Origin of the sequence: Pseudomonas phenolilytica (genome assembly GCF_021432765.1) — a bacterium.
Taxonomy (GTDB): Bacteria; Pseudomonadota; Gammaproteobacteria; order Pseudomonadales; family Pseudomonadaceae; genus Stutzerimonas; species Stutzerimonas phenolilytica.
The window spans coordinates 1,728,944-1,753,849 of sequence record NZ_CP058908.1; the positions used below are offsets into that span (position 1 = coordinate 1,728,944).

At 68.9% G+C, this 24,906-nt stretch carries 27 protein-coding genes; 10 read left to right on the plus strand and 17 right to left on the minus strand.

Features of this window, described 5'->3' with window-relative positions; translation table 11 throughout:
- Positions 1–153 precede the first annotated feature (153 nt).
- Positions 154–834 carry a c-type cytochrome gene (locus HU825_RS08250; protein WP_234303276.1) on the plus strand — a complete coding sequence of 227 codons (681 nt, stop codon included), beginning with the start codon at positions 154–156 and terminating at the stop codon, positions 832–834.
- Here the strand turns inward: HU825_RS08250 and codA are convergent.
- The 9 genes from codA to HU825_RS08295 all read right to left on the minus strand — a co-directional run bounded on the left by codA (position 828) and on the right by HU825_RS08295 (position 9,430).
- A complete protein-coding gene (gene codA / locus HU825_RS08255; RefSeq protein ID WP_234303277.1) occupies positions 828–2,063 on the minus strand; it encodes a cytosine deaminase in 1,236 nt (411 codons plus the stop codon). The two genes, HU825_RS08250 and codA, sit on opposite strands and share 7 nt — an antisense overlap.
- Positions 2,064–2,207: 144 nt before the next feature.
- Positions 2,208–2,969 (minus strand): phytanoyl-CoA dioxygenase family protein, encoded by a 762-nt coding sequence (locus HU825_RS08260; protein ID WP_234303278.1) that lies wholly within the window; start codon positions 2,967–2,969, stop codon positions 2,208–2,210.
- A gap of 39 nt (positions 2,970–3,008) precedes the next feature.
- Positions 3,009–4,430, minus strand: coding sequence for an ATP-binding protein (locus HU825_RS08265; protein WP_234303279.1), 1,422 nt, complete (start codon positions 4,428–4,430; stop codon positions 3,009–3,011).
- On the minus strand, positions 4,424–5,083 hold the full coding sequence (locus HU825_RS08270; RefSeq protein WP_008570532.1) for a response regulator: 660 nt from the start codon (positions 5,081–5,083) through the stop codon (positions 4,424–4,426). Before HU825_RS08270 ends, HU825_RS08265 begins: the two co-directional genes overlap by 7 nt.
- 61 nt (positions 5,084–5,144) lie before the next feature.
- A complete protein-coding gene (locus HU825_RS08275; RefSeq protein ID WP_156716223.1) occupies positions 5,145–5,795 on the minus strand; it encodes a tetratricopeptide repeat protein in 651 nt (216 codons plus the stop codon).
- Complete coding sequence (locus HU825_RS08280; RefSeq protein WP_234303280.1) at positions 5,792–6,625, minus strand: SDR family oxidoreductase; 834 nt, start codon at positions 6,623–6,625, stop codon at positions 5,792–5,794. Before HU825_RS08280 ends, HU825_RS08275 begins: the two co-directional genes overlap by 4 nt.
- Positions 6,612–7,283: an iron-containing redox enzyme family protein gene (locus tag HU825_RS08285; RefSeq protein ID WP_234303281.1), complete on the minus strand. Its 672-nt coding sequence runs from the start codon at positions 7,281–7,283 to the stop codon at positions 6,612–6,614. Before HU825_RS08285 ends, HU825_RS08280 begins: the two co-directional genes overlap by 14 nt.
- Before the next feature lie 28 nt (positions 7,284–7,311).
- Positions 7,312–8,757: an AMP-binding protein gene (locus HU825_RS08290; protein WP_234303282.1), complete on the minus strand. Its 1,446-nt coding sequence runs from the start codon at positions 8,755–8,757 to the stop codon at positions 7,312–7,314.
- Positions 8,741–9,430 carry a thermostable hemolysin gene (locus tag HU825_RS08295; protein WP_234303283.1) on the minus strand — a complete coding sequence of 230 codons (690 nt, stop codon included), beginning with the start codon at positions 9,428–9,430 and terminating at the stop codon, positions 8,741–8,743. The genes HU825_RS08290 and HU825_RS08295 overlap by 17 nt, the downstream gene beginning before the upstream one ends.
- A 245-nt stretch (positions 9,431–9,675) precedes the next feature.
- On the opposite strand from HU825_RS08295, the gene HU825_RS08300 reads away from it, so the two are divergent.
- Together HU825_RS08300 and HU825_RS08305 are read left to right on the plus strand one after the other, a co-directional pair.
- Positions 9,676–10,626 carry an SdiA-regulated domain-containing protein gene (locus tag HU825_RS08300; protein WP_156716693.1) on the plus strand — a complete coding sequence of 317 codons (951 nt, stop codon included), beginning with the start codon at positions 9,676–9,678 and terminating at the stop codon, positions 10,624–10,626.
- Between the two features lie 147 nt (positions 10,627–10,773).
- On the plus strand, positions 10,774–11,163 hold the full coding sequence (locus tag HU825_RS08305) for a hypothetical protein (RefSeq protein WP_234303284.1): 390 nt from the start codon (positions 10,774–10,776) through the stop codon (positions 11,161–11,163).
- A gap of 21 nt (positions 11,164–11,184) precedes the next feature.
- On the opposite strand, the gene HU825_RS08310 is transcribed toward HU825_RS08305, so the two are convergent.
- On the minus strand, positions 11,185–11,925 hold the full coding sequence (locus HU825_RS08310) for a phosphatase PAP2 family protein (RefSeq protein WP_234303285.1): 741 nt from the start codon (positions 11,923–11,925) through the stop codon (positions 11,185–11,187).
- Positions 11,926–11,965: 40 nt separating this feature from the next.
- Positions 11,966–13,924, minus strand: a complete 1,959-nt coding sequence (locus HU825_RS08315; RefSeq protein WP_234303286.1) for an LTA synthase family protein — start codon at positions 13,922–13,924, stop codon at positions 11,966–11,968.
- A 102-nt stretch (positions 13,925–14,026) separates the two neighbouring features.
- Between HU825_RS08315 and HU825_RS08320 the strand changes: the two genes are divergently transcribed.
- The 6 genes from HU825_RS08320 (at position 14,027) to HU825_RS08345 (ending at position 19,998) form a co-directional block, all read left to right on the plus strand.
- Complete coding sequence (locus HU825_RS08320; protein WP_008570520.1) at positions 14,027–14,710, plus strand: response regulator transcription factor; 684 nt, start codon at positions 14,027–14,029, stop codon at positions 14,708–14,710.
- Positions 14,700–15,974 (plus strand): sensor histidine kinase, encoded by a 1,275-nt coding sequence (locus HU825_RS08325; protein ID WP_234303287.1) that lies wholly within the window; start codon positions 14,700–14,702, stop codon positions 15,972–15,974. Before HU825_RS08320 ends, HU825_RS08325 begins: the two co-directional genes overlap by 11 nt.
- A gap of 81 nt (positions 15,975–16,055) precedes the next feature.
- The gene (locus HU825_RS08330) at positions 16,056–16,733 is read left to right on the plus strand and encodes a class I SAM-dependent methyltransferase (RefSeq protein ID WP_234303288.1); all 678 of its coding nucleotides are present in this window, start codon (positions 16,056–16,058) and stop codon (positions 16,731–16,733) included.
- A 2-nt stretch (positions 16,734–16,735) separates the two neighbouring features.
- Entirely contained in the window at positions 16,736–17,455 is a 720-nt protein-coding gene (locus tag HU825_RS08335; RefSeq protein WP_234303289.1) for a lipopolysaccharide kinase InaA family protein, read from the plus strand.
- Positions 17,445–17,855 carry a diacylglycerol kinase gene (locus HU825_RS08340; RefSeq protein WP_234303290.1) on the plus strand — a complete coding sequence of 137 codons (411 nt, stop codon included), beginning with the start codon at positions 17,445–17,447 and terminating at the stop codon, positions 17,853–17,855. Before HU825_RS08335 ends, HU825_RS08340 begins: the two co-directional genes overlap by 11 nt.
- 25 nt (positions 17,856–17,880) lie before the next feature.
- Positions 17,881–19,998, plus strand: a complete 2,118-nt coding sequence (locus tag HU825_RS08345) for an LTA synthase family protein (protein ID WP_234303291.1) — start codon at positions 17,881–17,883, stop codon at positions 19,996–19,998.
- 10 nt (positions 19,999–20,008) lie between these two features.
- On the opposite strand, the gene HU825_RS08350 is transcribed toward HU825_RS08345, so the two are convergent.
- From HU825_RS08350 to HU825_RS08375, 6 genes are all read right to left on the minus strand, one after another.
- Complete coding sequence (locus tag HU825_RS08350) at positions 20,009–20,491, minus strand: hypothetical protein (RefSeq protein ID WP_234303292.1); 483 nt, start codon at positions 20,489–20,491, stop codon at positions 20,009–20,011.
- A gap of 92 nt (positions 20,492–20,583) precedes the next feature.
- Positions 20,584–21,048, minus strand: a complete 465-nt coding sequence (locus tag HU825_RS08355; RefSeq protein WP_234303293.1) for a periplasmic heavy metal sensor — start codon at positions 21,046–21,048, stop codon at positions 20,584–20,586.
- Entirely contained in the window at positions 21,045–21,473 is a 429-nt protein-coding gene (locus HU825_RS08360; RefSeq protein WP_054093472.1) for an anti-sigma factor family protein, read from the minus strand. Before HU825_RS08360 ends, HU825_RS08355 begins: the two co-directional genes overlap by 4 nt.
- Positions 21,466–22,026 (minus strand): RNA polymerase sigma factor, encoded by a 561-nt coding sequence (locus HU825_RS08365; protein ID WP_054093473.1) that lies wholly within the window; start codon positions 22,024–22,026, stop codon positions 21,466–21,468. The genes HU825_RS08360 and HU825_RS08365 overlap by 8 nt, the downstream gene beginning before the upstream one ends.
- 94 nt (positions 22,027–22,120) lie before the next feature.
- Positions 22,121–22,645 (minus strand): diheme cytochrome c, encoded by a 525-nt coding sequence (locus HU825_RS08370; protein WP_234303294.1) that lies wholly within the window; start codon positions 22,643–22,645, stop codon positions 22,121–22,123.
- 9 nt (positions 22,646–22,654) lie between these two features.
- Positions 22,655–23,062, minus strand: a complete 408-nt coding sequence (locus HU825_RS08375; protein ID WP_033937770.1) for a DUF1924 domain-containing protein — start codon at positions 23,060–23,062, stop codon at positions 22,655–22,657.
- Positions 23,063–23,201: 139 nt separating this feature from the next.
- On the opposite strand from HU825_RS08375, the gene HU825_RS08380 reads away from it, so the two are divergent.
- Complete coding sequence (locus HU825_RS08380; RefSeq protein ID WP_234303295.1) at positions 23,202–24,797, plus strand: 2Fe-2S iron-sulfur cluster-binding protein; 1,596 nt, start codon at positions 23,202–23,204, stop codon at positions 24,795–24,797.
- The last annotated feature ends 109 nt before the right edge of the window (positions 24,798–24,906 follow it).

The window sequence follows — 24,906 nt, forward strand, 5'->3', positions numbered from 1 at the left end:
GTACCGGCAATTTGTGAGCGCCGTCGCAAAAGTCCGGCGGCCGCGCTGCCAGCGAAGCGCTTTTGTTGATTTGTGCCGGGGTTGCGCGTGGGGCGCGCTTCTATAGTCGGCCACCCCGCAACGCCCTTCGGCCCTCTCGGTAACGGATGCCCCATGCGCCTTCTTGCACTCGTTCTGCTCAGCTGCCTTGCCACGTCCGCCCACGCCAGTGACGAGGCGATGAAACGCTTCAGCTACCTGATGGCCGACGACACGCGGCGAGAGCAGGCCTACACCGCAGGTAAGGAACGTGCGCTGTTCTGCAGCTACTGCCACGGCGAGACGGGCAACAGCAAGCGCGCGCACATTCCCAACCTGGCGGCGCAGAATCCGCTGTACCTGTTCCAGGCGTTCGAGAAGTTCGCCAGCGGCCAGCGCACCGACTTCGTCATGTCCAAGCTGGCGGAGAACCTGACGCTGGAGGATCGCGTCAACGTCGCGGTGTACTTCAGCCAGCAGAAGGTCAACCCGCCGACTGCCGCCGCCAACGAACCGCTGCGCGCGCGCGGCGAGGCGCTGTTCAAGACCACCTGCACCGGCTGCCACGGCGTGCATGCCGAGGGTATGGAAACCATGCCGCGGCTGGCCGGCCAGCCTGACGAGTATCTGCGCAAGGCGCTGACGCGCTTTCGCGACAACGATCCCAGCCGCGCCGGCTCGGTGATGATGCCGATCGCCGGCAAGCTGTCACCGGCCGATATCGGCGCGCTCGCCGCCTACCTGTCGCAGCTGCAGCTCAAGCCGGCCGAGGAGCTGGCCGCGGCCGCGCGCCTGCGCGAGATCGCCGCTCACTGACGCTCGATGCGCGCCGGATGGCGGCGCATCAGTACCTTGCCGTTACGCACCGAAACCAGCGCCTGGCCCTGGCTGCGCAGCAGCTCGTAGTCGTCCGGCGCGGAGAGAATCAGCAGGTTCGCCGGCCGTCCCGCTTCCAGCCCGTAGCGCTCGCCGAGGTTCAGTGTGCGCGCGCTGTTGTCCGTGACCAGGTCCAGGCAGCGTTGCAGGTCCGCGTAGCCGAGCATGTGGCAGATGTGCAGCCCGGCATCGAGGATGCGCAGGATGTTGCCGTTGCCCAGCGGATACCAGGGATCGACGATCGAATCCTGACCGAAGCAGACATTCAGCCCGGCGCGATCCAGCTCGGCGACGCGGGTCAGGCCGCGGCGCTTGGGGAACGTATCGAAGCGGCCCTGCAGATGGATGCTCTCGGTCGGGCAGGAGACGAAGTTGATGCCGCTCTGCTTGAGCAGGCGGAACAGCTTGGAACAGTAGGCGTTGTCGTAGGAGCCCATCGCCGTGGTGTGGCTGGCGGTGACGCGCGCGCCCATGCCGCGCACGCGTGCCTGCTCGGCCAGCACCTCGAGAAAGCGTGAGTGCGGGTCGTCGGTCTCGTCGCAGTGCACGTCCACCAGGCAGCCGGTGCGTTCGGCCAAGTCCATGAGAAATCCGATCGAGCTGACGCCCTGTTCGCGGGTGCTCTCGAAGTGCGGGATGCCGCCGACCACATCGGCGCCCAGCGCTACCGCCTCGGCCATCAGCTCGCGGCCGCCGCTGAACGACTCGATGCCCTCCTGCGGGAACGCGACGATCTGCAGGTCGATCAGGTGGCGGGTTTCCTCGCGCACCTCGAGCATGGATTTCAGCGCCGACAGCGTCGGGTCGGTGACATCGACGTGGGTGCGCACGTGCTGGATGCCGTGCTCGACCAGCATATCGATAGTCTTCTTGGCGCGCGTCTTGGTGTCTTCGTGGGTCACCTGCGCCTTGCGTTCGCTCCAGCGCTCGATGCCCTCGAACAGCGTGCCGCTCATGTTCCAGGCCGGCTCGCCGGCGGTGAGCGTGGCGTCCAGATGAATATGCGGCTCGACGAACGGCGGCACCACCAGGTTACTGGCGGCGTCGAGGTCGCCCGGGCCGGCCTCGGCCGGCGCCTGCTGCACTGTGATGGCGGCGATGCGCGAGCCGTCCAGTTCGATGCGCTGCAGGCCTTCGCGGCCACGCAGGCGGGCATTGACGATGTTCATCGCGACTCCTTCGTTGCGGTGGTTTCGGGCGCGGCGCGCCACCTGGCAGGGACTATATCGCCTGTGCGGCATTCGCGTGGCATCGGGGCCGAACGTCAGGGAGCGTCCGGCGCGTAACCCGCAGCAGGCTCGCCGAGTGCCCGCTCAATCGTATTCGGCAGGCTCGTGCTCGCCCAGCAGGCGCCGCTGGCGCGGCGTGGCGGCGGCCAGCACGGCGGGGTTGAAGGTGAACTGCAGGTACGGCGAGAACTTCTGCGCGACCATCCGCCGGCCATAGTGGATCTGCAGCAGGTAACGGCTGCGATCCGGTGTGCGGTTGCGGCTGCCCGCATGCCAGAGGTCGCTACGGAAGAACAGCACATCGCCGGCCCGGCACAGCACCGGCTCGGCCGCGCGTCCCTGCCAGGTGGTTTCGCCGGGGCATGGCTTGCGCCCGGCGTGGTGGCTGCCGGCGATCACCAGCGTCGGGCAGAGGTTGGCGTCGATGTCGTCCAGGTACAGATGCGCGGTACAGATCTGCATCGGCAGCTCGAGCGCCGGATCGGCCAGCAGCTGCGGTGGCAGCTCCATCGGCAGATAGTCGATGTGCAGTTCGCCGCCGATGAAACCCGGGCGGCTGCGCCAGGCGGTCTGGCCAATGATGTGGCAGTCCGTGCCGAGTGCCGCTTCGGCCAGCTCGATGACGCCCGGCAGGTCGAGAAAGCGCAGCCAGAACGGCGCGCGGTTGAACACGCAGGTGTAGTGATCGTCCACCAGCCCCTGATAATCCAGGCCGATCGGCGTCAGCCGGTCGATGGCCTCGCGCAGCGCGGCGATGCCGGCCGCGTCGAGCACGCCGGGCAGCAGCACGAAGCCCTCGCGGTGCATGGCGGCGAGTCGTGCGGCGGTGAGGGTGGTCGCGGTCATGCGCGTGCGCCTCGCAACGGTCGGTTTGCCATCTGGCGCCTAGCGGCCGCGCGGGAAGCGTACCCGCACGCACAGACCGCCCAGCGATGAATCCAGCAGTTCCACCGTCGCGCCATGCAGTTCGGCAATGCGCGCGACGATTGACAGGCCCAGCCCGGCGCCTTCGCCGTCGCCGAGGCGCACGAAGCGCTCGAACAGCTGTTCGCGCAGTTCGGCGGCGACTCCCGGGCCGCTGTCGGCGACATCCAGATTCAGTGCATCGGCGCTGGCGTGCAGGCGCACTTCGATGCGCCCCTGGTGCGGGGTGTACTGCAGCGCGTTGCCCAGCAGGTTCTGCAGCAGCGTGACCAGGCTCGCGGCATCGCCGTGCAGCTGCAGATCGGCGTGTTCGTCGACCTCCAGCGCCAGTTCCTGTTCGCGCGCCAGGGCCAGCGGTGTCAGCTCGGCAAGGGTTTCGCGCGCCAGTACGCCGAGGTCGAGTGGTACCAGCCGCAGCTGTTGGGCGCTGGGTTCCAGACGGGCGAGGGTCAGCAGCTGGGCGACCACGCGGGTGGTACGGTCGACGCCGGCGAGCAGCTGTTCCAGCGCTTCCTCGCGGTCGCGCGGGCTGCTGGCCTGCTGGGCGTTCTGCGCGTGAATGCGCAGCACCGCCAGCGGCGTGCGCAGCTCGTGGGCGGCGTCGGCGATGAAGCGCTTTTCCCGCTCCAGCAGCTGGTTGACCTGTTGCAGCAGGCGGTTGAGCGAGGCGGCCACCGGCTCCAGTTCCTGCGGCAGCGGTGCCAGCAGCAGCGGGGCGAGGTTGTCCGGCGCGCGATCCTTCAGCAGCCGCGCCATGTGCGCCAGCGGCCGCAGGCCCCAGCCCACTGCCAGCCAGATCAGCAGCGCCAGCAACGGCAGGCCGACCAGGTCGGGCAGCAGGCTGCGCCGGGCGATCTTCTCGACCAGTTCGCCGCGCACGTCTTCGCGTTCGCTGACCAGGATCCACAGCGCGTCCTGCGGGTCTTCCAGCAGGAACAGCCGCCAGTCGCGGCCATCGAGCACCACATCGTGATAGCCACCGGACAGGCCGGCGAACGGTGCCGGCGAGCTGCCCGTCGCACCGAGCAGCTGCTGCAGGGCGCCTTCCGGGGCGCCGGCCGATTGCAGCACGGTACTGCCGTCGGCGGCGTAGACCTGCAAACCCAGCTTGGTCTCGTAGTCATGCCCCGGCACGCCCTGATCGCGCCGGGCATTCACCGCGGCGTCCAGTGCCTGCTGCAGGGCGCGGCGGGTCTGCTGGTCCATGTCGCGCGCCATCAGCCCCTGCACCAACCGCGCGCTCTGCGCCAGCTGGGCGTCGAACAGCTCCTCGGTTTCGTGGCGGGCGTCGCGGTAGCTCTGCCAGGAGATCAGGCTCAGCGAAACCAGCAGGGTGCCGAGCAGCAGCGCCAGGGTGCGTTGGCGGATCGAGCGCTTCAGCATTTGTCCACCAGATAGCCGACGCCGCGCACGGTGCGGATCAGCTCGGGGAAGAACTTCTTGCGCAGGTGGTGGATATGCACCTCCAGCGCGTTGCTTTCGATGTCCTCATCCCAGCCGTAGAGCGCCTGTTGCAGGCGATCACGGGTCAGCACGCGGCCGGGCTGGGCGAGCAGTTCGTGCAACAGGACGAATTCCTTGCGCGGCAGGCTGACCGGCGCGCCCTGGTAGCTGACCTGCTGGTTGACCGGATCGAGCTGGATGCCGCGGTATTCCAGGGTCGGTTCCGGGCGGTTGAAGCTGCGTCGGAGCAGGGCGCGCAGGCGCGCCTTGAGTTCGGCGACGTCGAATGGCTTGACCAGGTAGTCGTCGGCGCCGGCGTCCAGCCCGGCGATGCGATCGCCGGTGGCGTCGCGCGCGGTGAGCACCAGCACCGGTACCGGGTTGCCCGCGGCGCGCAGGCGCTTGAGCACTTCCAGGCCGTCGAGCCGCGGCAGGCCGAGGTCGAGGATGGCCAGCTCGAAGCTCTCGTGGCTCAGCGCATGCAGCGCGCTGGCGCCGTCCTGCAGCCAGTCGACGGTGTAGCCCTCGGGCTTGAGCGCGGTGCGGATGCCCTCGCCGAGGGCGCGATCGTCTTCCACCAGCAGAATGCGCATGTCGTTCCTGTCGTCTTGAAGGGGCGCGGCGTTGCTGTGCATTCAACGCCGCCGCACCCGGTTATTCCAGCTTTTCCTTGACCTGCGCAAGCAGCGCACGGGCTTCGTCGCGGCGGCCGGCGTCGGCGACCTCGCGACCGGGGCGGGCGGGCGCGGCGAGTGCTTTCTCCAGCGCGGCACGCGCTTCGCCATAGCGCTTCTGGCGCAGCAGGAAATCGCCGTGGAAGTAGTTCGGGTCGATGCCGTTCGGGTTCAGCGCCAGCGCCTGCTGGAACAGTGCTTCGGCCTTGTCCTCGTCACCGAAGCCGATCGGCCAGCCGGGTACCTGGTAGTAGAGGCTGGCCAGGCTGGTATAGGCCGAACCGTCGAGTGCCTGTGCGTCGAGTTCGATGGCTTTTTCCAGTTCCGCCTTGGCCTGCTTGACCAGGCCGAGCGCGCCGAGCCCGCCCTTGGCGCCGGCCCAGGTGCTGAGCACGATGCCGTGCCAGATATGCAGCTCGGCGGCCTGCGGTTCGCCGACCACCGCGCGTTCGGCGTCCGCGGCGAGCTTGGCGAAGGCCGCTTCGCGCTGCGCCGCGGGCAGCTGGTAGTTGATCTCCGCCCAGCGCGTCTGGATCTGGCGTAGCGACGTTTCGCCGGCCGCGCTGAGGGCGAAGGAGGGTTGACTGGCCAGCGCCAGCAGGACGCTGCAAAGACCGAGCAGACGTTTCATGGCTGTTCTCCGCGTGAGGTTGGGGGATTGGGTGCGGTCGCAGGTGTGCCGTGGGCGAAGCGCTTGATCACCGGCAACTGCTTGCGCAGCGCCTGGTCGACCATGCGTGGCAGCAGGCTGTTGAGGCGCACGAAGAGCTTTTCCGGCCAGCCGAGGTACAGCTCCTCGCGCTCGGCGACGATGGCGCGGACGATCTGCCGCGCCACGGCTTGCGGATCGTCCATGCCGACCTTCAGCGCATCGTTCATCGCCACCACGTCGGCGCTGTTCATCGCCGTGCGGGTGGCGCGCGGCGCGATGTAGAGCACCTTGACGTGGCTGTCGGCCAGCTCGCGGCGCAACGCCTCGGAGAAGCCGCGCAGGGCGAACTTGCTCGCGCAGTACGCGGCGAAGCCCGGATAGCCGATGGAGCCGAAGGTCGAGCCGAGGTTGACCAGCAGCGCCTGCGGTTGCTGGCGCAACAGCGGCAGCAGCAGGTGGGTCAGCTGCAGCGTGGCGGTGACGTTGACGCCGATCAGCCGGGCGATGGCGTCCTCGTCCTGCTGTTCGAGCAGGCTGAACTGGTTGATCCCGGCGGCGTTGATCACGCAGTTGAGGCCGCCGAAGCGCCGCGCGGCATCCAGCACCAGATGCCGCCCGCTGCGCTGGGCGAGGTCCGCACAGGCCAGGCTGACCTGTTCCGGGTAGCGCTGGGCCAGCGTCTCCAGCGCCAGGCTGTCGCGACCGACCAGCAGCAGCCGCGCGCCGCCGGCGCAGAGCCGCTCGACCAGCACCTGGCCGATGCCGCCACTGGCGCCGGTGAGCAGGATGTGCGCGTCACGCAGTTGCATGGCCGGACTCCGTGGTGGTCAGGCTGCGGAAGATGTCGCCGTAGAGGCGATAGACCACGCGGGCGGTGTGCACCACCGCGACCTTGTCGTCCTCGTCGTCGAGGCGGTTCATCAGCCGCTTGAAGAACTCGATGTGCTCCAGGTCCAGGCTGCCGTGCGAAGTCAGGTAGCTGAAGGCCTTGGCCGGCAACCCGAGCTTGGCCTGCAGCACGCCGGCGGCCTGGGTGGCGAGGGCGATGCTGGTGCCTTCGAGCACGTTGACCATGCCGAAGAAGCTCGCCGGGTTGTGCCGGGCGATGCGGTCGTAGACGTAGGCGACCATCAGCTCGGTGGGCAGCGCCGGCTGGCCGTGGCGCACCGCCTCGGCATCGCCGCCGCAGGCGCGGATGTCGTTGAGAATCCACTCCTGGTGGCCGATCTCCTCCTCGATGTACTCGGCGATGGCCTCGCGCAGCCACTCCAGGCGCTCCGGCAGACGCGCGCCGCAGGCCATCAGCAGCGGTACGGTGTGCTTGACGTGGTGATAGGCCTGGGTGAGGAAGGCGATGTACTGCGCGTGCGTCGCCGTGCCGGCCAGTGCGGCATGGATGATCGGCGCGCCGAGCAGGTATTCGCGTTCGGCACTGGTCTGGTGTTGCAGGTGGTCGAAGAAGTCCATGGGCGTACCTCGCGATCGGAAAAGGAAATCAGGAAAGGGCGGCGGCAACGGCCGCCTGGTAATGACTGAGCAGGGCATCGCGGCGCAGCCGGCCGTTGGCGGTGGCCAGGCCGTTGCTGACGCTGAAGGGTTCGGCGGCGCGCAGCCAGAGGTGCACGCGGGCGTAATCGGGCAGGCCGGCGTTGACCCGCTCGACCGCCGCCTGCAGCTCGGCGTCGCTCAGCTCGGCGCGTCGTGGCACCAGCACGGCGACGTTCTGCGCCAGCGCCTCGCCATGCAGCCAGGCCTGGGCGATGGGCGCCTGCTGCACCAGCTCGGCCTCGACCCATTCCGGGTTGACGTTGCGCCCGTAGGCGGTGACGAACTGATGCTTCTTGCGCCCGTGCAGGATCAGGAAGCCGTCCTCGAAGTGGCCGAGATCGCCGGTGGCCAGCCAGTCGCCCGTCAGCGGCGGCTCGCCGAGATAACCGAGCATGTGCGGGCCGCGCACCAGCACCTCGCCGTCATCGGCCAGGCGCAGCTCGACGTGCGGCAACGGCCGGCCGACCGTGCCGATGCGCCGCGCTTCGGGCGTGTTCAGACAGACCACCGAGGCGCATTCGGACAACCCGTAGCCCTCGAACACCGGCAGGCCGAGGCGCGCGGCGCGTTCCAGCAGCTGCGGCGCCACGCGGCCGCCACCAACGGCGATGAAGCGCAGCGATGCGGGCAGCGGCACGCCTTGCTCGGCGGCGCTGACCAGCGCCAGCAGCAGCTGCGGCAGCAAGATCAGGCTGTGCGGCTGGCTGGCCTGCAGCGTGGCGAGCAGGCGCGGCAGCTCGAAACCCGCCGCGCCGCTGAAGCCGATCTCCGCCAGCGGCCGCAGCTCGATCCGTGCACCGGCCAGCAGCGGCGCATACAGCCCGGCGATGTTTTCCAGCAGGGTCGCCAGCGGCAGCACGCACAGGTGCTGGCGCACCTCACAGGGCAGGCTGGCCTGCCACAGGCTCTCGGCCACTGCCAGCTGCGCGGCGGCATCCAGACAGACGCCCTTGGGCTGGCCGGTGGTGCCGGAGGTGTAGGTGAGCTTCAGCGTGCCGGCCGGCACCGGTGTGACCGTCTGCGGCTCGCGCTGCAGCAGGCCGGAGGCGGTCGGGCGGAAGCCGCAGCGCTCGCTGAGCGGGCTGGCCGCGCCGATCAGGCAGTCGATACCGGCATGGTTCAGCACATGCTCCTGCTGCGCCGGGGAAAAGAACCCCGGCAGCGGCACGCAGACCAGGCCGGCACGCAGCAGCGCCAGGTCCCACAGGGCCCACTCCAGGCCGTTGTCCAGCGCCAGGGCGACGCGCTGCACGCCGAGCTGCTCCAGTTGGCTGGCGCGCGCGCCAACCTCGTGGCGCAGCTCAGCGTAGCTCAGCTGGCGCGGGCCCTCGCTGAGGGCGATGCCGCTGTGCTGGTCGAGCGCCCGGAAGAAGCGTTCAGCTGCAGGCTGCATGCGGCACCTCGCTGGCTTCGAACAGCGGCTGGTAGCCGAGCCGTGCGTACACGCCCAGCTGCGTCAGGCGCTGGTGGCCGGGCAGGATCTCGCCGGCCATCAGCTGCGGTCGGCAGGAGTAGTAGCTGCCCCAGTCGGCCAGCTCTTCGCCCATGCGCGCCGGATCGGCCAGGCCCAGTGGCAGCGGATCGAGCGCCAGGCGCTGAAAGCTGTTGAGCAGCGCCGGCGTGCCGGTGAACACCACCCAGCGAAAACCCTGGGCGACCAAAAGATCGGTCAGCGCGACGATCAGCAGGCGCGCCGAGGCATTGCCGAAGGCGGCCAGGTTGCCGACCTCGACGATCTCCTCACGCGGCACCGCACGCCCGCAGCGCTGGCTCACCGCCTGCTCGATGGGGTCGTCCAGATAGCGTTCGAGAAACAGCGGCCGGCGCCGCGCGCTGCGCAGGCCGACTGCGCCCTGCACCTCGCCGTGCTCGCCATGCAGGCCGAGCAGGCAGGGCATGAAGTGCTGCACTCGCGCGCCGTAGTGCTCGGCGAAACGCTGACGGATGAACCTTTCCAGCGCGGCGCGCCGCTCGCCCGCGTCGGCCTGCGCCAGCTGCAGGCTCAGCGCCGGCTCGCGGCCGATACGGGCCAGTACATCGGTGTGATCAACCCAGGGCAGTTCCATCGGGGAACCTCGGTTAGGAATCTGGGGCTGATTCTTCGGCGGCAAACTTAAGGCTGTCTTAACAGGCCGTTGAAAACCTGCCTACGTAGCCATTGCGGCGTTAGCCGCGCGTCGTGCGACGTTTTTTTCACATTCGCCCGGCTATGTTCGGCGCACCGTTCAGCGCGCCGGGCGACCGCCGCTGGATGCACCGAAGCGATCTGCCAGGCCGGCCAAGGAGCCCCGCGATGAAGCAAACCCGTGCGATGCCGTCGATTGCGCCGAATGGCCTGCCGCGCCGGAACGCGCTGCCCAAGCGGGTCTATCGCTGGCTCGGCCTGGGGCTGCTGCTGGCGATCGGGCTGACGGTGGGGGTCGCGTTGCACTGGGACGAGCGGCTGTATTTCCACCTGACGCACGCGGCGCCGGTCGCCGGGGCGGAAACCACGGATCGCTGGTTGCCGGACTATCGCGTGCTGATCGAGGCCAAGCCGGTGGCCGGTATCACCCGCAACCTGTCGGCGATCACCTACGACCGCGACCTCGACCGCCTGCTTGGCGTGATCAACGGCGGACCGACGCAGATCGTGGTGCTGAGCAAGACCGGCGAACTGCTCGAACGCTTCCCGCTGCGCGGCTTCGGCGACATCGAGGGGCTGGCCTACCTGGGTGGCGGCCGCGTCGCGGTGTCCGACGAGCGCAGCCAGCAGCTGAGCATCTTCCAGCTGCCGACGCGGCCGCGAGCCATCGATATCGCCGAGGCGCAGTTCTTCTCGCTGGGTATCAACCTCAACGGCAACAAGGGTTTCGAGGGCGTGACCTACGATGCCGCCGGCGATCGCCTGTTCGTTGCCAAGGAGCGCGATCCGCGCCAGCTCTACGAGATCGGCGGGCTGGCGGCGAGCCTGGACGGGCGCATGCAGCTGAGCATTCGCGACCGCAGTGACTGGATCGCCGATCAGGTGTTCGCCACCGATCTGTCGGATCTGCAGTTCGATGCCGAAACCGGCCATCTGATCCTGCTCAGCGACGAGTCGCGCCTGCTGATGGAGCTCGACGGCGACGGCCGCATGCGTAGCTATCGCGGCCTCGGGCTGTTCAGCGATCTGCGGCGCTCGGCGCCGCAGCCCGAGGGCGTGACCATCGACAACGACGGCACGCTCTACGTGGTCAGCGAGCCCAACCTGTTCTACAGCTTCCGCCGCCAGGGCAGCTAGCGCCGGGCCTCGCTCAGCAACGCCACGGCCTTCACGCGGCCTTCACATCGATTTGACGAAACCCTGACGGGTCCCCGCGCAGACTGCTTTCACTGCCGGGGAGTGCACTGCGCCCCGGCTTCCTGCCTGCCACGCCGGGGTGCCCTGATGACCGCTCGTCTGCTTCGTTCCGCTCGCCATAATCGCCCGACTCTGCTGGCGCTGCTGCTCGCCGGGTTCTCCCTGGCCGGCTGCCAGAGTGCGACGCCTCAGCTGTCGGACGCCTATCCGCCGGAATACGCCGCCGGTTTCGGCGACGGCTGCGCCAGTGGCCGCCAGGCCGGCGGCGCGCTGGTGCAGTTCCGCAAGGACGTGCCGCGTTACCTGGGCCAGCCGCTGTATGCCGAGGGCTGGAACGATGGCTATCGCCAGTGCCAGGCATTGCCGCAGGCGCGCAGCGAGCTCGCCGAGCGGCGCGGCAATGCGCTGGAGCGCCAGCGCGACCGCGAGTGGCGCCACCATGTCGATCAGGCCAAGGCGCAGGCCCTGCATCGCTGACCGGCGGCGCCAGGCCGCCGCCTAGGTCGCGGCGGTCGCAACGATGCCTGGTGCTGGCGTCGCTGCGCGACGGTAGAGCAGCAGCCGGTAGCAGGCCAGGCAGATCGTCCAGTCGAACAGCAGCGTCCACAGGTTGTGCGAGGCAAAGTGCGCACCCTGCATCACCCGCCCCGCCGACATCAGTGTGCCCAGAGCCAGCGCCACGCCCAGCGCGATATGCGCCAGGCGCGGGCGGCGGTCGCGCAGGACGAAGTACAGCGCCAGCAGCGAAAAACCGGCCGACGCGTGGCCGCCGGGCCAGCAGCGTCCCGGCTTCAGCGTCGGCGCGCGGTCGGCGAGCAGCGGCGTGAACGTCTCCGTGCCGCCGAACTCGCTCAGGCTCCAGGGGCAATGCACGCCGGTGAGGGTTTTCAGCGGCGAGACGATGCTGGTCGACAGCCCCAGCGCCAGCACCAGGTAGCCCAGCGGGCGGCGCCAGCGCGCCAGGCGTGTGGGCAGCAGGCTGAGCAGGAAGCCGGCGATGGCCAGCACGCCGATCAGGATCACCAACTGCTTGACGCGGTCATGCAGGAAATCCTCGAGCAGCCAGCTGTGCCGGCCGACGAAGCCCGCGCCGGGCTCGTAGAACAGCCGCGACAGGGCGAAATCCAGCTGGCTCGGTTCGCCGATCAGCAGCGCCGCCATCAACAGCGCGGGCAGGCCGAAGCCGAGGAGGAAGTTGAACGGCCGGCTGCCGTCGACGGTTGGCGCGAGAACGGACATGGGGGACTCCAGAGGCGCCGCGGGCGGCGCCGGCGAGGGGTTAGCGTTGGCTGAGCCGGTCGGCCGGCGGCTGCGTGGGCTGCCAGCTGAGCAGCGCATGCTGGTAGTCGTAGCTGGCGCCCTGGTAGTAGGCGATGTCGCGGCGAACCAGCGGATCGTCCGCCGCGGCGCTGGTCTCACGGCTCGCGCCGCGCGCGTCGTCGTGGCGGCGCATGCCCTGGCGCGGGCTGAGGATCGCCAGGTCCTGGCCGTCGAACAGCCCCAGGTGCTGATAGTTGCCGATCAGCGCGCGGCCCGGCGCGGCGTCCTCGCGCAACAGGTTGCGGCCGAAGAAGGTCGAGACGTAGTCCATGTTCAACAGGCCGAGCAGGGTCGGCGCCAGATCGATCTGGCTGGCCACGCCGGTGAATTCGCGCGGCGCGATCAGCCCCGGGGCGTAGATGAACAGCGGGACGTGGTAGCTGGGCACCGGCAGGTCCTGCGAGCCGGCGCTGCCGGCGGTGTGGTCGGCGACGAAGACGAACAGGGTGTTGGCGAACCATGGCTTGCCGCGCGCCTGGGCGAGGAATTCGCCGATGGCGTAGTCGGTGTACTTCACCGCGCCTTCGCGGCCTTCGCCGGAAGGAATGTCGACGCGTCCGTCCGGGTAGCTGTAGGGACGGTGGTTGGAGGTGGTCATCAGCTGCAGCAGGAACGGCTTGCTGGCGGCGTGATCGGCGTCGGCCTCGCGTAGCGCCAGCCGGTAGAGGTCCTCGTCGGCCATGCCCCAGGCGTTCTTGAAGTGGATGTCCGCCTCGTCCGCGCTGCTCTGGTCGACCACGCGGTAGCCGTTGCCGCTGAAGAACGCGCTCATGTTGTCGAAATAGCCGCGCCCGCCGTAGAGGAACACGCTGTCGTAGCCCTTGCTGGCGAGCTGCTGGCCGAGGCTGGCGAAGCCGCTCTCGCGGCCGATGCGCTTGACGATCGAACGCCCCGGCGTCGGCGGCACCGACAGGGTGATGGCCTCCAGGCCTCGGTCGGTGCGCGTGCCGGTGGCGTAGAAATCGGTGAAGAACAGGCTTTGCCGGCGCAGCGCGTCGAGGTTGGGCGTCAGCCCGCGGCTGTCGCCGAAGCTGCCGAGGTATTTGGCGCTGAGGCTCTCCACCGTGACCAGCACGATGTTCAGTGGTCGCGCCGCGCCCGGATTGTCGATCACCCGGCGGATGTCCAGCGGATCACTGCCGATGAACCGCGCATTCGGCTCGCCGACTTCGGCGCGCAGGTCGTTGCCGACCGCCTGCTCGGGCAGCGTGGCGTAGAACTGCGGGTAGTCCAGCTCGTTGTTGCGGAACGCGGCGAAGAACTGGAACGGGCCGTTGCTCGCCAGTTCGCGCTGGTAGGCGTTGCCGCCGCTGCCGCGTGGGAAGTCCTGGCCGACCAGCAGCCCGGCACCGAGCGCCGCCGCCAGCAGGCTGGCCAGGGCCGTTCCACGCCCGCGTCGGCCCAGGCTCGGCGCGGCCAGCGCGCGGCGCAGCAGTGGCTGCAGTGCGCTCATGGCGAGCAGCGTGAGCAGCGCCAGCAGCGTCAGCAGGACGAAGACCGGGTAGGACTCGCGAATGTTGGCGAGCACCTCGTCGGAATACACCAGATAGTCCACGGCGATGAAGTTGAAGCGCACGCCGAACTCGTCCCAGAACAGCCATTCGGCGAGCGCGGTGAACAGCATCGCGTACAGGCTCAGGCCGAGCAGCAGTTGCAGCGCGAGCCGGTGCCAGCGGCTGTGCCAGATGCGCGTCGGGCACGCCAGCAGGTAGAGCGCCAGCGGTAGCGCGGCGAAGGCCAGGTAGGCCAGGTCATAGACCAGCCCCACGGCGTAGATCTGCAGCAGACTGCCCGCCCCGCTGACGGCGTCCGTCCAGTGGGCGGCGAGCAGCACGCTGCGGGTGAGCAGGAACACACCCAGCCAGAGGCCGAGCAGCAGGGACAGGTAACGAAGCTGAGCATGGCGCAGAAGAGGCATCGTATGATTCCACGGCGAGGTTGAACGCGCCGGAGTCTGCGCGTGCCCTCGTGAGGCCTTCGTAAAGAAGCCGTGAAAATTTCGTCATCCGCGTGAGGCGACATGCGCATCCTGGTCATCGAAGACAACCGCGACATCCTGGCCAACGTGCTGGACTATCTGGAACTCAAGGGCTACGTGGTCGACTGCGCGCAGGACGGCCTCGGCGGCCTGCACCTGGCCGCCACCCAGGACTACGACCTGATCGTGCTGGACGTGATGCTGCCGGGCATCGACGGCTACCAGGTGTGCAAGCGCCTGCGCGAGGACGCCGGACGCGATACGCCGATCATCATGCTCACCGCGCGTGATGCCCTGGCCGACCGCCTGCAAGGGCTGGGCGTGGGCGCCGACGACTATCTGGTCAAGCCGTTCGCGCTGTCCGAGCTGGTGGCGCGCATCGAGGCGATCCTGCGGCGCAGCCAGGGCGCGCGCAAACGCCAACTGCAGGTCGGCGACCTGCATTACGATCTCGACACTCTGCAGGCCAGCCGTGCCGGTCAGCCGCTGCGGCTCAACCCCATCGGCCACAAGCTGCTGGCGCTGCTGATGCAGAAGAGTCCGGCGGTGGTGCGCCGCGAACAGCTGGAAGAGGCGCTGTGGGGCGACGACATTCCCGACAGCGACAGCCTGCGCAGCCACATCCATCAGCTGCGCCAGGTACTCGACAAGCCCTTCGACCGGCCGCTGCTGCACACCGTGCATGGCGTCGGTTTCCGTCTGGCGGAGGACGGCGATGCTCGCTAGACAGCCCTTCGCGCGGCGCATCGTCATCGCCTTCACACTGATGACGCTGCTGGTCAGCGGCGTGTTTTCCATCGGCATCGTGGCGGTGGTGTACTTCATCGAGGCGCAACTGGTCACCGAGGAAATGAGCCGCGAGATGGACACCGTGCTCGATGTCGATCTGGCCCACGGCCAGGCGCCACGCCTGGATGCCAGTACGCGCTTCTTCGCCTCCGGCTTGCCGCAGTACGGCCTGCCCGAAGAGCTTGCCGCGCTCGCGCCGGGGTTCACCGAACTGGTGCGCGACGACGAGGCCTTCTATGTGTTCGTCCGCGACCGGGCGGGCGAGCGCTACGTGCTGATGGAAGATCAGAACGAGTTCGAGGCACGCGAGAACGCGCTGTTCAACGTGGTGCTCGCCGGCTTCGTGCTCAGCGTGCTGGGTGCCTGGGGGCTGGGGCGGCTGATGGCGAACCGGGTGATGGCGCCGGTCAGCCGGCTGGCCAACCAGGTGCGCCATCGCGACCAGCTGCATCCGCTGGCGCCACCGCTGGCCCTGCAGTATCCGGACGACGAGGTGGGCCATCTGGCCGCCGCGTTCGACAGCACGCTTGGTCAGCTACGCCGGACCCTGGAACGCGAGCGGTTGTTCACTGCCGACGTCAGTCACGAGCTGCGCACCCCGCTGATGGTGGTGCTCGGCGCCTGCGAACTGCTCGGGCAGGCCGCGCTGCCGCCGCGGGCGCAACAGCAGGCGGCGCGCATCCAGCGTGCCGCGCAGGAAATGCATGAGCTGGTGGAAACCTTCCTGCTGCTCGCGCGCGCGCGTCCGGAGCAGGCCTCGTTCGCCGGCGACGCGACGCTGGCCAGTGTCGCCGCCGAGCAGAGCGAGCGCTGGGGGCCGCTGCTGGCGGAGAAGGGTCTGGACTTCGCGCTGAAGATCGAGGGCGATGACCACGGCGCCTACAACCGCACGCTGCTCGGCACGGTAATGTCCAACCTGCTGCGCAACGCGTTGCACTACACCGACAGCGGCAGCGTGACGCTGGTGCTTGCCGACGGCGGTTTTCGCGTCGAGGACAGTGGCGTGGGCATTCCGCCGGACCAGCAGGAGCGCATGTTCCAGCCGTTCGTGCGCGGCGCCGAGGGGCGCGGCGAGGGGCTGGGCCTGGGGCTGTCACTGGTCAAGCGGATCTGCGCGCACCAGGGCTGGGACGTCGGCATGACGTCGCGCGAGCCGCAGGGCAGCTGTTTCCGGGTGCGCTTGTCGCATCGCGTCATTTGACGTTTTTTTCACGTTCTTTTGACAGGGCCTTGATCCCGGCCTCGCTAGTGTGGCGGCACCATCCCAACCGGAACGCCCGCCATGACGAGATCGAGCCCCATCGAACTGGAGTTCTCGCGCAAGTACGATCGCGAGCACGCCCATCAGTACCTGGAAAAGCACCAGGACGGCCTGGCGCGGCGCCTGTCGCACTGGCGTGACGAGCAGCTGGCGCGGCGGGCGCTGAAGGTCGCCGGCGATCCCGATCTGGTGCTCGACCTGCCCTGTGGCGCCGGACGCTTCTGGCCGCTGCTGGCCGAGCATCCGAGCCGGATGATCTTCGCCGCGGACAATTCCGCCGACATGCTGGCCATCGCCCAGGGCGCGCAGCCGCCGGAGGTGGTCAGGCGCGTGGAAACCTTCCAGACCTCGGCGTTCGCCATCGACATGGGCGACAACGCGGTGGATTGCATCTTCTGCATGCGCCTGCTGCACCACATCGCCGACCCGCAGCACCGCCTGGCGATGCTGCGCGAGTTCCACCGCGTCACCCGCGACACGCTGATCGTCTCGCTGTGGGTGGACGGCAACTACAAGGCCTGGAAGCGCAAGCGTCTGGAGCGTCGGCGGCCGGCCAAGGACAACCAGAACCGCTTCGTCGTCGCCCGTTCGACCATCGAGGCAGAGTTCGCTCAGGCCGGTTTCGAGATCCTCGAGCACCGCGACTTCCTGCCCGGCTACGCCATGTGGCGGGTCTACGTGCTGCGCAAGCGGGGGTGAGCATGAATCAGCCACTCGAACTGCCGGCCCGCGAAACCCTGACCAGCACCTTCCAGCGCTGGTGGGACACTCACGGCGAATGGGTCGAGGCGCCCAACCAGCGCCGCGATGGCGAAAGCGGCGTACAGCGCCTGCGCCTGCGCGATGCCGGGCAGCCGCTGCTGTATTGCAAGCGCCAGGTCGGCCATCTGTATCGCACGCTCGCCCATCCGTTCGGCCGGCCCACCGCGCTGCGCGAACTGCGCGCCTTGCAGGCCTTTGCCGACGCCGGGGTGCGCGTGCCGCAGGTGATCTACTGCGGTACGCGCCAGCAGGCCGGGCAGTGGCAGGCGCTGCTGATCACCGCCGAGCTGGACGGTTTCGTCAGCCTGGAGAGCTGGTACCGCGACGGTCACGCCGCGCGCCACGGCACGCTCGTCCACCAGCGCATGCTGGCGGCGGTTGGCGTGGCCCTGAGCCGCATTCACCGGGCGCGCTGGCAGCACGGCTGCTGCTATCCCAAGCACATCTTCCTACGCGTGCATGGCGCAGGCGATGCAGCCTGGGTCGAGGTTGCGCTGCTCGATCTGGAAAAGAGCCGCCGCCGGTTGCGCCGCAGCGCTGCGGCACGCCACGACCTGCGCCAGCTCAATCGGCACCGCCAGTCGATGCCCGTCGAGGACTGGTTGCGCCTGCTCGCCGCGCACACCACCGCCAGCGGAGCCGATCTTCATGTCATCTGAACCGACGCCAACGGCCGCCGACGCTGCGGCGAACGCCGCCGCAGCCTTGAAAGGGCGCGGCGGACTGGCGCGCATCTGCAATGCCGCCGGTTATTCGGTGGCAGGGCTGCGCGCGGCCTATGCCGGCGAAGCGGCGTTCCGCCAGCTGGTGTGGTTGAACCTGCTGCTGATCCCCGTCGCGCTGCTGCTCGACGTCAGCCGCGTCGAGCGCGCGGTGCTGATCGGTGCGGTGGTGCTCGGGCTGATCGTCGAGCTGCTCAACTCGGCCATCGAGGCGACCGTCGACCGCATCTCCCTCGCCCTGCATCCGCTATCCGCGCGGGCCAAGGACATGGGCAGCGCCGCGCAACTGCTGGCGCTGTGCCTGGTCGGCCTGGTCTGGGGCGTGATCCTGCTCTGATCCGCATTTTCTGAAAGGACATCGCATGCGTTCCTTCTCGCGCGGCTCCGGTCTCGCCGCACACCTGCGCTTCATCCTCGCCAGCGCCGTGGCGCTGCTGGCGCTGTTCGCCCTGCTGCGCCTGGGCCTGCTGCTGTTCAACCGCGAGCTGATCGGCAGTACACCGCTGGCCAGTTTCGTCGAGGCGTTCGGCAACGGCCTGCGTTTTGACCTGCGGGTGACGGTGTACATCCTCGTGCCGCTGCTGCTCGCGGTGCTCAGTCCCCGGGCAATGGCCGCTCGCCGGCTGCAGCAGCTGTGGCTGGGCACCTGCGCCAGTGTGGCGATCCTGCTCGGGCTGATCGAGCTGAACTTCTATCGCGAGTTTCACCAGCGCCTCAACAGCCTGGTGTTCCAGTACCTGCAGGAAGACCCGGCGACGGTGCTGAGCATGCTCTGGCATGGCTTTCCGGTGCTGCGGTTGCTGGCCGCGTGGCTCGCGGCGAGCGCCGCGCTGTTCGCGCTGCTCGGCTGGTTGGAGCGGCGCACCCGCGCCGCGCCGCCGCGCCTGGCGAACGCGCCGGCCCGCGGCGCGAGCTGGCCGGCGCGGTTCGCGGTGTTCGGCGTGTTGCTGGTGGTCAGCGTGGTGGCCGCGCGCGGCACGCTGCGTCAGGGCCCGCCGCTGCGCTGGGGCGATGCCTTCACCACCGCCTCGACCTTCGCCAACCACCTCGGGCAGAACGCCACGCTGTCGCTCTACGATGCGGCGCGCAACCGCTTCTCGAGCCATCGCGACAACAGCTGGAAGGCGACACTGCCGGTTGCGGATGCGCAGGCGATCGCCCGCGAGCTGCTGCTGACCGCCAACGACCGGCTGGTGGATGCCGAGCTGGCGCCGGTGCGCCGTGACTTCCTGCCGCCGGCCGACGGCCAGCTGGCGGTGCGTAACGTGGTGGTGATCCTCATGGAGAGCTTCGCCGGCCGCTATGTCGGCGCGCTTGGCAGTGCCGACGGCATCACGCCGAACTTCGACCGCCTGGTCGGCGAGGGGCTGTTGTTCGAGCGTTTCTTCGCCAACGGCACCCACACCCACCAGGGCATGTTCGCCAGCATGGCCTGCTTTCCCAACCTGCCCGGCTTCGAGTACCTGATGCAGACGCCCGAAGGCGGCCATCGCTTCTCCGGCCTGCCGCAGCTGCTCGGTGCGCGGGCGTTCGACAACGTTTACGTCTACAACGGCGATTTCGCCTGGGACAACCAGGCGGGGTTCTTCGGCAACCAGGGCATGAAGCGCTTCGTCGGCCGCAACGACTATGTGAATCCGGTGGTTTCCGACCCGACCTGGGGCGTTTCCGATCAGGACATGTTCGCCCGTGCCGCCGACGAGCTGGGCAAGCTGGATAACGGCGCGCCGTTCTATGCATTGCTGCAGACGCTGTCCAACCACACGCCCTACGCGCTGCCGGACCCGCTGCCGGTGGCCGCGGTGCAGGGCCACGGCGCGCTGGATGCGCACCTGACGGCGATGCGCTATGCGGATTGGGCGCTGGGGCAGTTCTTCGAGCGGGTACGCCACGAACCCTGGTTCAAGCAGACGCTGTTCGTGGTGGTCGGTGACCACGGGTTCGGCGCGCCGGAGGAAGTCACCGAGATGGACCTGCTGCGCTTCCACGTGCCGCTGCTGCTGATCGCCCCCGGCATCACCGAGCGTTTCGGCAGCCGTCGCGAGGTGGTCGGTACGCAGGTGGATGTGGTGCCGACCATCATGGGCCGCCTCGGTGGCGAGGTGCGTCACCAATGCTGGGGCCGCGACCTGCTCAGCCTGGCGGCGGACGATCCGGGGTTCGGCATCGTCAAGCCGTCGGGCAGCGATCAGACCGTGGCGCTGATCCGTGGTGATCGGGTGCTGGTGCAGCCCAAGGAACAGCCGGCGCGGCTGTATCGCTATCGCCTGGGCCGCGCACCTGCGGGCGAGCGGATCGCCGCGGCCGAGGATCAGCCGCAGCTGCTGCGCCAGCTGCACGCCTATCTACAGACCGCCACCGCCAGCCTGCTGGCCAACACCAGTGGCGATCGCAGCGGCGAGGGCGAGTCGGACGCGGTGACCGCCGAGGTGCCGCTTGCGGTGAAAGCGGTCACGCCGGCGCGACCGGACAAGGGCTGAGCGGCGGCGATCAGTGTTCCAGCGGCTTGAAGCTGTCGTCGGCGAAGTAAGTGGCGTAGTCGCCCAGCGCGCCGACCACCGTCACCGCGCCGTCGCGCTGACCGGCCGGGGCGCCGCTCATGGCGTCGGCGCCGGCGAGCAGCTGAGCGATGATCAGGTGCAGCTGCGCGTCGGCCTCGGCGCTCAGCTTGCAGTTCTCCACCATGTAGGCGACCTGGCCACGCACCGTCTCGGCCAGTTCGCCATAGCGGGCGGCGGGCAGACGGTCCTCATGGATCGCCGGCAGTGCCTGGCGCATGTCGTGGTTGATGGTGCCCATCGCCTGGCGCAGCGGCGCATCGGTGGCCCAGCGCTTGCCGGCATCGAGTTGCAGCGCCGGCGCGCCTTCGACGTGGCCGTGGTCATGACTGGTGGCGGCGAGGCTGGCGCCGGCATGGCCGAGGGTGCCGGCGAGGATGATGGCGAGGGCGAGCGCCTGGGGTTTGCGGATCATCGATAGAACTCCATTGAGCGAGCCGGCGAAGTGCGGCTCCTGATGTTCTAACGCAGGCGCGATGGATTTGTTCCATGGCGCGGTGCAATTGGTCATTTGCGGTGCAGTTGCTCGATGCTGTCGGTGCCGAACGACTGCTGCGTGAGCACCTGGGCCAGCCGCGCGCGCTGCTGCGGTTCGAGGATCTCGCGCTCCTGCAGCAGCTGGTCGATGAGCAGGCGCTGCTGTTCGTTCTGCAGTTCGGCGATCTTCGCCTGCTCGGCGTCGATCACCGTGCGGTCCACCTGTTCGGCGAAGATCGCCTCGATCAGCCGGTTGCGGTGTTCGCCGAGGCTGGCGTTGGAGGCGCGCAGGTAGGCCAGGAACGGCGCCTCGGCATCGTGCCAGCGCTGCAGCTGGCTGGCGCTCAGTTGCAGCTCGCGCGACAGTTCGGTCGGTGCGCCGGAGGGCATCGGCAGGCCGTCGTGACTGAGTTTCTGCCAGCCGAGGCCGGCGAGCACGCCGACGTTGACCAGCACGGACAGGGCCAGGGCGTTGCGCAGGGTGGTGTTGCTCATTTCAGGTTTACCTTCAGATAGCAGAATTCGGGACGCGCGCAGAGCGCGCCGGGTGGCGCGCTGCCGAGGACGGCGAGCAGGTCGTGGCTGGGTGAGCTGCCCGACGGCTGGCCGGGCAGGGTGTAGCCGAGCAGCAGGCCGAGCAGAACCGACGCCGCGGCACCGATACCCTGCGCCCAGTGGCGCGCCCACCCGCTGCGCGCGGGTGGCGGCGCAAAGGGCCGCTGCAGACGCGCCTGCAACCCGGCCGGCAGCTCCGGACAGGCCAGCGCACGCAAGCCCTGGCCGAGCCCGTCGAGTTCGGCCAGCGTCGCGCGACACTGCGGACAAACCGCCAGGTGGCCGTCGGCGTGGCGCTGTTCGGCGGCGTCGAGTTGGTTGTCGAGGTAGGCGGACAGCGTCGCCATGTCCAGGTGCTCAGTCATCGAGGGTGCCTCCGTTGGCCTGACGGTAGCCGTGCAGCAGCGCCTCGCGGGCGCGCGCCAGGCGCGACTTGACGGTGCCGGCGTTGAGCTGCAGCGTGGCGGCCAGTTCGTCGTAGGCCAGCCCTTCCACCTCGCGCAGCAGCAGGATCTCGCGCTGTTCGTGGGGCAGGCGGGCCAGCAAGCGTTCCAGCAATGCCAGATCGCGCGCGCTCTGCAGTCGGCTTAGCGGCGACGGCGCCGGATCGACCGGCTCGGCCTGCTCCTCCGGCGCCACGTCGACGTAGCGCTGCCGCTGGCGCAGCGTATCCAGCGCGGCATTGCGCGCGATCTGCAACAGCCAGGTTTGCAAGCGTGCCTCCGGGCGCCATCTGGGCAGTGCCTGGAAGGCGCGGATGAACGTTTCCTGGGTCAGGTCCGCGGCCTCGTCGGTGCTGCCGAGCAGGCGACGGAGGAAGTGGTAGACCCGCGCCTGATGGACGCGCACCAGCGTGCCGAACGCCTGGCGATCACCACGCGCGGCCTGCTGGATGAGGTCCTGTTCGCTGTCGTTCATTAAGCGCTCGTCTGGGCTGACCGCATACGCTGCCGGCCGGGTTGCCGCAGGGATATAACGCAACGGTTGGCGAAATGTTCCGGTTATTTTTGCCTCAGCGTGGAATCTTCACCCGGTCCTCGTCGAAGTCGCCTTTTTCCGCGTCGCGATGGCAGGCTACGCAGTTGAAGCGGCCGCCGACCGACTCGCGGGAGAACTTGGCTTCGCTGACTTCGTCATGCTTGTGCTCGAACCAGCGCGTCTGGCTGATGCGTGGCGGCTCGCCGGCGGTGGGTGACGGCTCCACCGGTAGGCGGTTGGCGGCCGAGGCGCGGACCAGGAAGTCGAGGATTTCCTTTTCCTGCACCGGGTCCAGCGACGCGTTGCTGCCGTAGTGATCGCCCAGGGTGCGCATCTGCTCGCGCCAGGCATCGGCAGGCAGCAGGCCGGGAGAATAGAGCATGTGGCAGGCCGCGCATTCTTCCTTCCACACCAGCGGTGCGTCGCTGGGTACCGTCAGGCGCTTGGGCCGCTTGTAGCCCTTGCGCTCGTGATGGTCGTCGTCATCAGCGAAGCTGAGGCCGGCCAGTACCAGGGTCAGGCCCAGCCCGGCGACGGCGGCGAGGGGTGCAATCTTCATGGCCGGCTCCTATTTGATGCTGTCGATCCAGCTGATGAAGTCGCCCTTCTCCTGCGCGGTGCATTCACGGGCGTAGACGTCGTCGCAGTTGCGGCGGAACCATTTCTCGACCTTCTTCAGATCGGTGAAGCGCTCGGGGTTGGCTGCCGGCGCCAGCGGATCGACCTTGCGGTGCGCCGGGGTCTTGCCGGGCTGGCGCGGGTCGGCGGTGTGGCAGGTGGTGCAGCTCATGGTCTTGCCGTCGCGCTGCTCCTCGGCGAAGTACAGCGCCTTGCCGCGCTCGGCGGAGAAACCGGCGAAGTTCGGATTCTCCTGGCGCGCCTGGGCGGCGTAGCCGGCCAGCAGCGGGTGTTCGGTTTCGGCCAGGGCCGGCAGGCTCAGGCAGCAGGACAGGAGGATGATCCAGCGGGCTTTCATGGTGCGCTCTCCGGTTGGGAATGAGCGCAGCCTAGGCGCGCTGCCTTACGCCAAGCTGAACCGCAGCGGCCGGTGGCGTTCAGTTTCGTTTCAGCTCGCGGGAATACAAAGACGGCATCCATCAAAGAGGATCGCCGTCGTGGCTGCTTTCAATCGTTTCCGTCTGTTCCACTGGCTGCTGGCCGGTTTCTTTCTTGGCGCCTACCTCAGCGGTGACGACGCCGAGACGCTGCATATCTGGCTGGGCTACGGCCTGGTCGCGCTGTTGGTGTGGCGCCTGCTGATCGTGCCGCTGCGCCTGCGCGGCTTCCCGCAGCTGCTGCCGCCGAAGGGCCAGCGGAGCAAGCCCGGCCTGTCGAGCCTCGGCAAGTGGCTGACGGTCGGCGCGCTGGGCAGTTTCGCCGTCGCCAGCCTGGTCGGCCTGGGCATGGTCGATAACGGCGATGTGCTGGCCGCGCTGCCGGGCGTGGGGCCGGATGTCTTCGGCGCTGCCAGCGACATCGATTTCATCGGCTGGATGGGCGATGCCGAGGAGGTGCACGAGTTCTTCGCCAACCTGGGGCTGTGGCTGATCGGCCTGCATGTCGGCTATGTGCTGCTGTTCCGCCGCAAGTCGGTATGGCCGATGCTGCGCGGCGTGCCCAAGGCGGGGCCGGCTTCGACTGCACCTTCGGCTTCGACGTCGACACCGGCAACGACGTCGGTCGCGACCGCGTTCGCATCGGTGCCGGCGCCTGCCGCCGGGGAGTTCACCCGTCTGCGCATCGTCTCACGCCAGGCCGAAACCGCCGACAGCTGCTCGTTCACCCTGCAGGTGCCGGCCGCCCAGCGCGCACGCTTTGCCGCGCAGCCGGGGCAGTTCCTCACGCTGAAGGTGCCCGCTGCCGAGCCGGCGCTGCTGCGCTGCTACTCGCTGTCGCAGCGGCCGCAGGCGGATGGCGCGCTGCGCATCACCATCAAGCGGGTGCCCGGCGGCCGCGCGTCGAACTGGCTGCTGGACAACCTGCAGGCGGGCGATTGCATCGAGGCGCTGCCGCCGGCCGGCGTGTTCGTGCCGCGCAACCTGGATGACGATCTGCTGCTGCTCGGCGCCGGCAGCGGTATCACGCCGCTGATGGCGATCCTGCAGGCGGCGCTGGTCGAGGGCAGCGGGCAGGTACGGTTGTTCTATGCCAGCCGCGATGCCGCCTCGCTGATCTTTGCCGAGGAGCTGGCCGAGTGGTCTGCGCGTTACCCCGAGCGCCTGCAGCTGCGCATCTGGCTCGATGCCGAGCAGGGTGTGCCGAGCGGCCCGGCGATTGCCACGAAGATTGCCGACTGGACGGTGGCCGACGCCTTCATCTGCGGGCCGCAGCCGTTCATGGATGCCGCCGGTGCCGCGCTGGGCGAGCGGGGTGTGGATGCGGCGCGTATCCATCTGGAACGCTTTGCCGCCGCAGCGCCGACGGCCGCACCGGGCGGGCGCCGCAGCCGCCTGCGGGTCGCGCTCGACGGTCGCCGTCACGAGCTGGACGTGCCGCGCGGCGAGGTGCTGCTGGAGGCCATGGAACAGGCTGGCCTGCAACCGCCGAGCGCGTGCCGCTCGGGTGTCTGCGCCGCCTGCAAGTGCCGGGTGGTGGAGGGCAGCGTGAGCATGCGCAGCAACCAGGTGCTGAGCGAAAGCGAGGTGCGTCAGGGCTGGGCGCTGGCCTGCCAAGCCGAACCGCGCAGCGCCGAACTGCAGGTCGAATACTGACGTGTGGGTAAGGCCGTTGGCCGTTTTCCAGCCTGCGCATCGGGTGATCGACGGGGTGTAGGGCGGATAACGGCGCAGCCTTATCCGCCGTGTCGCGGCGCTGGGTGTG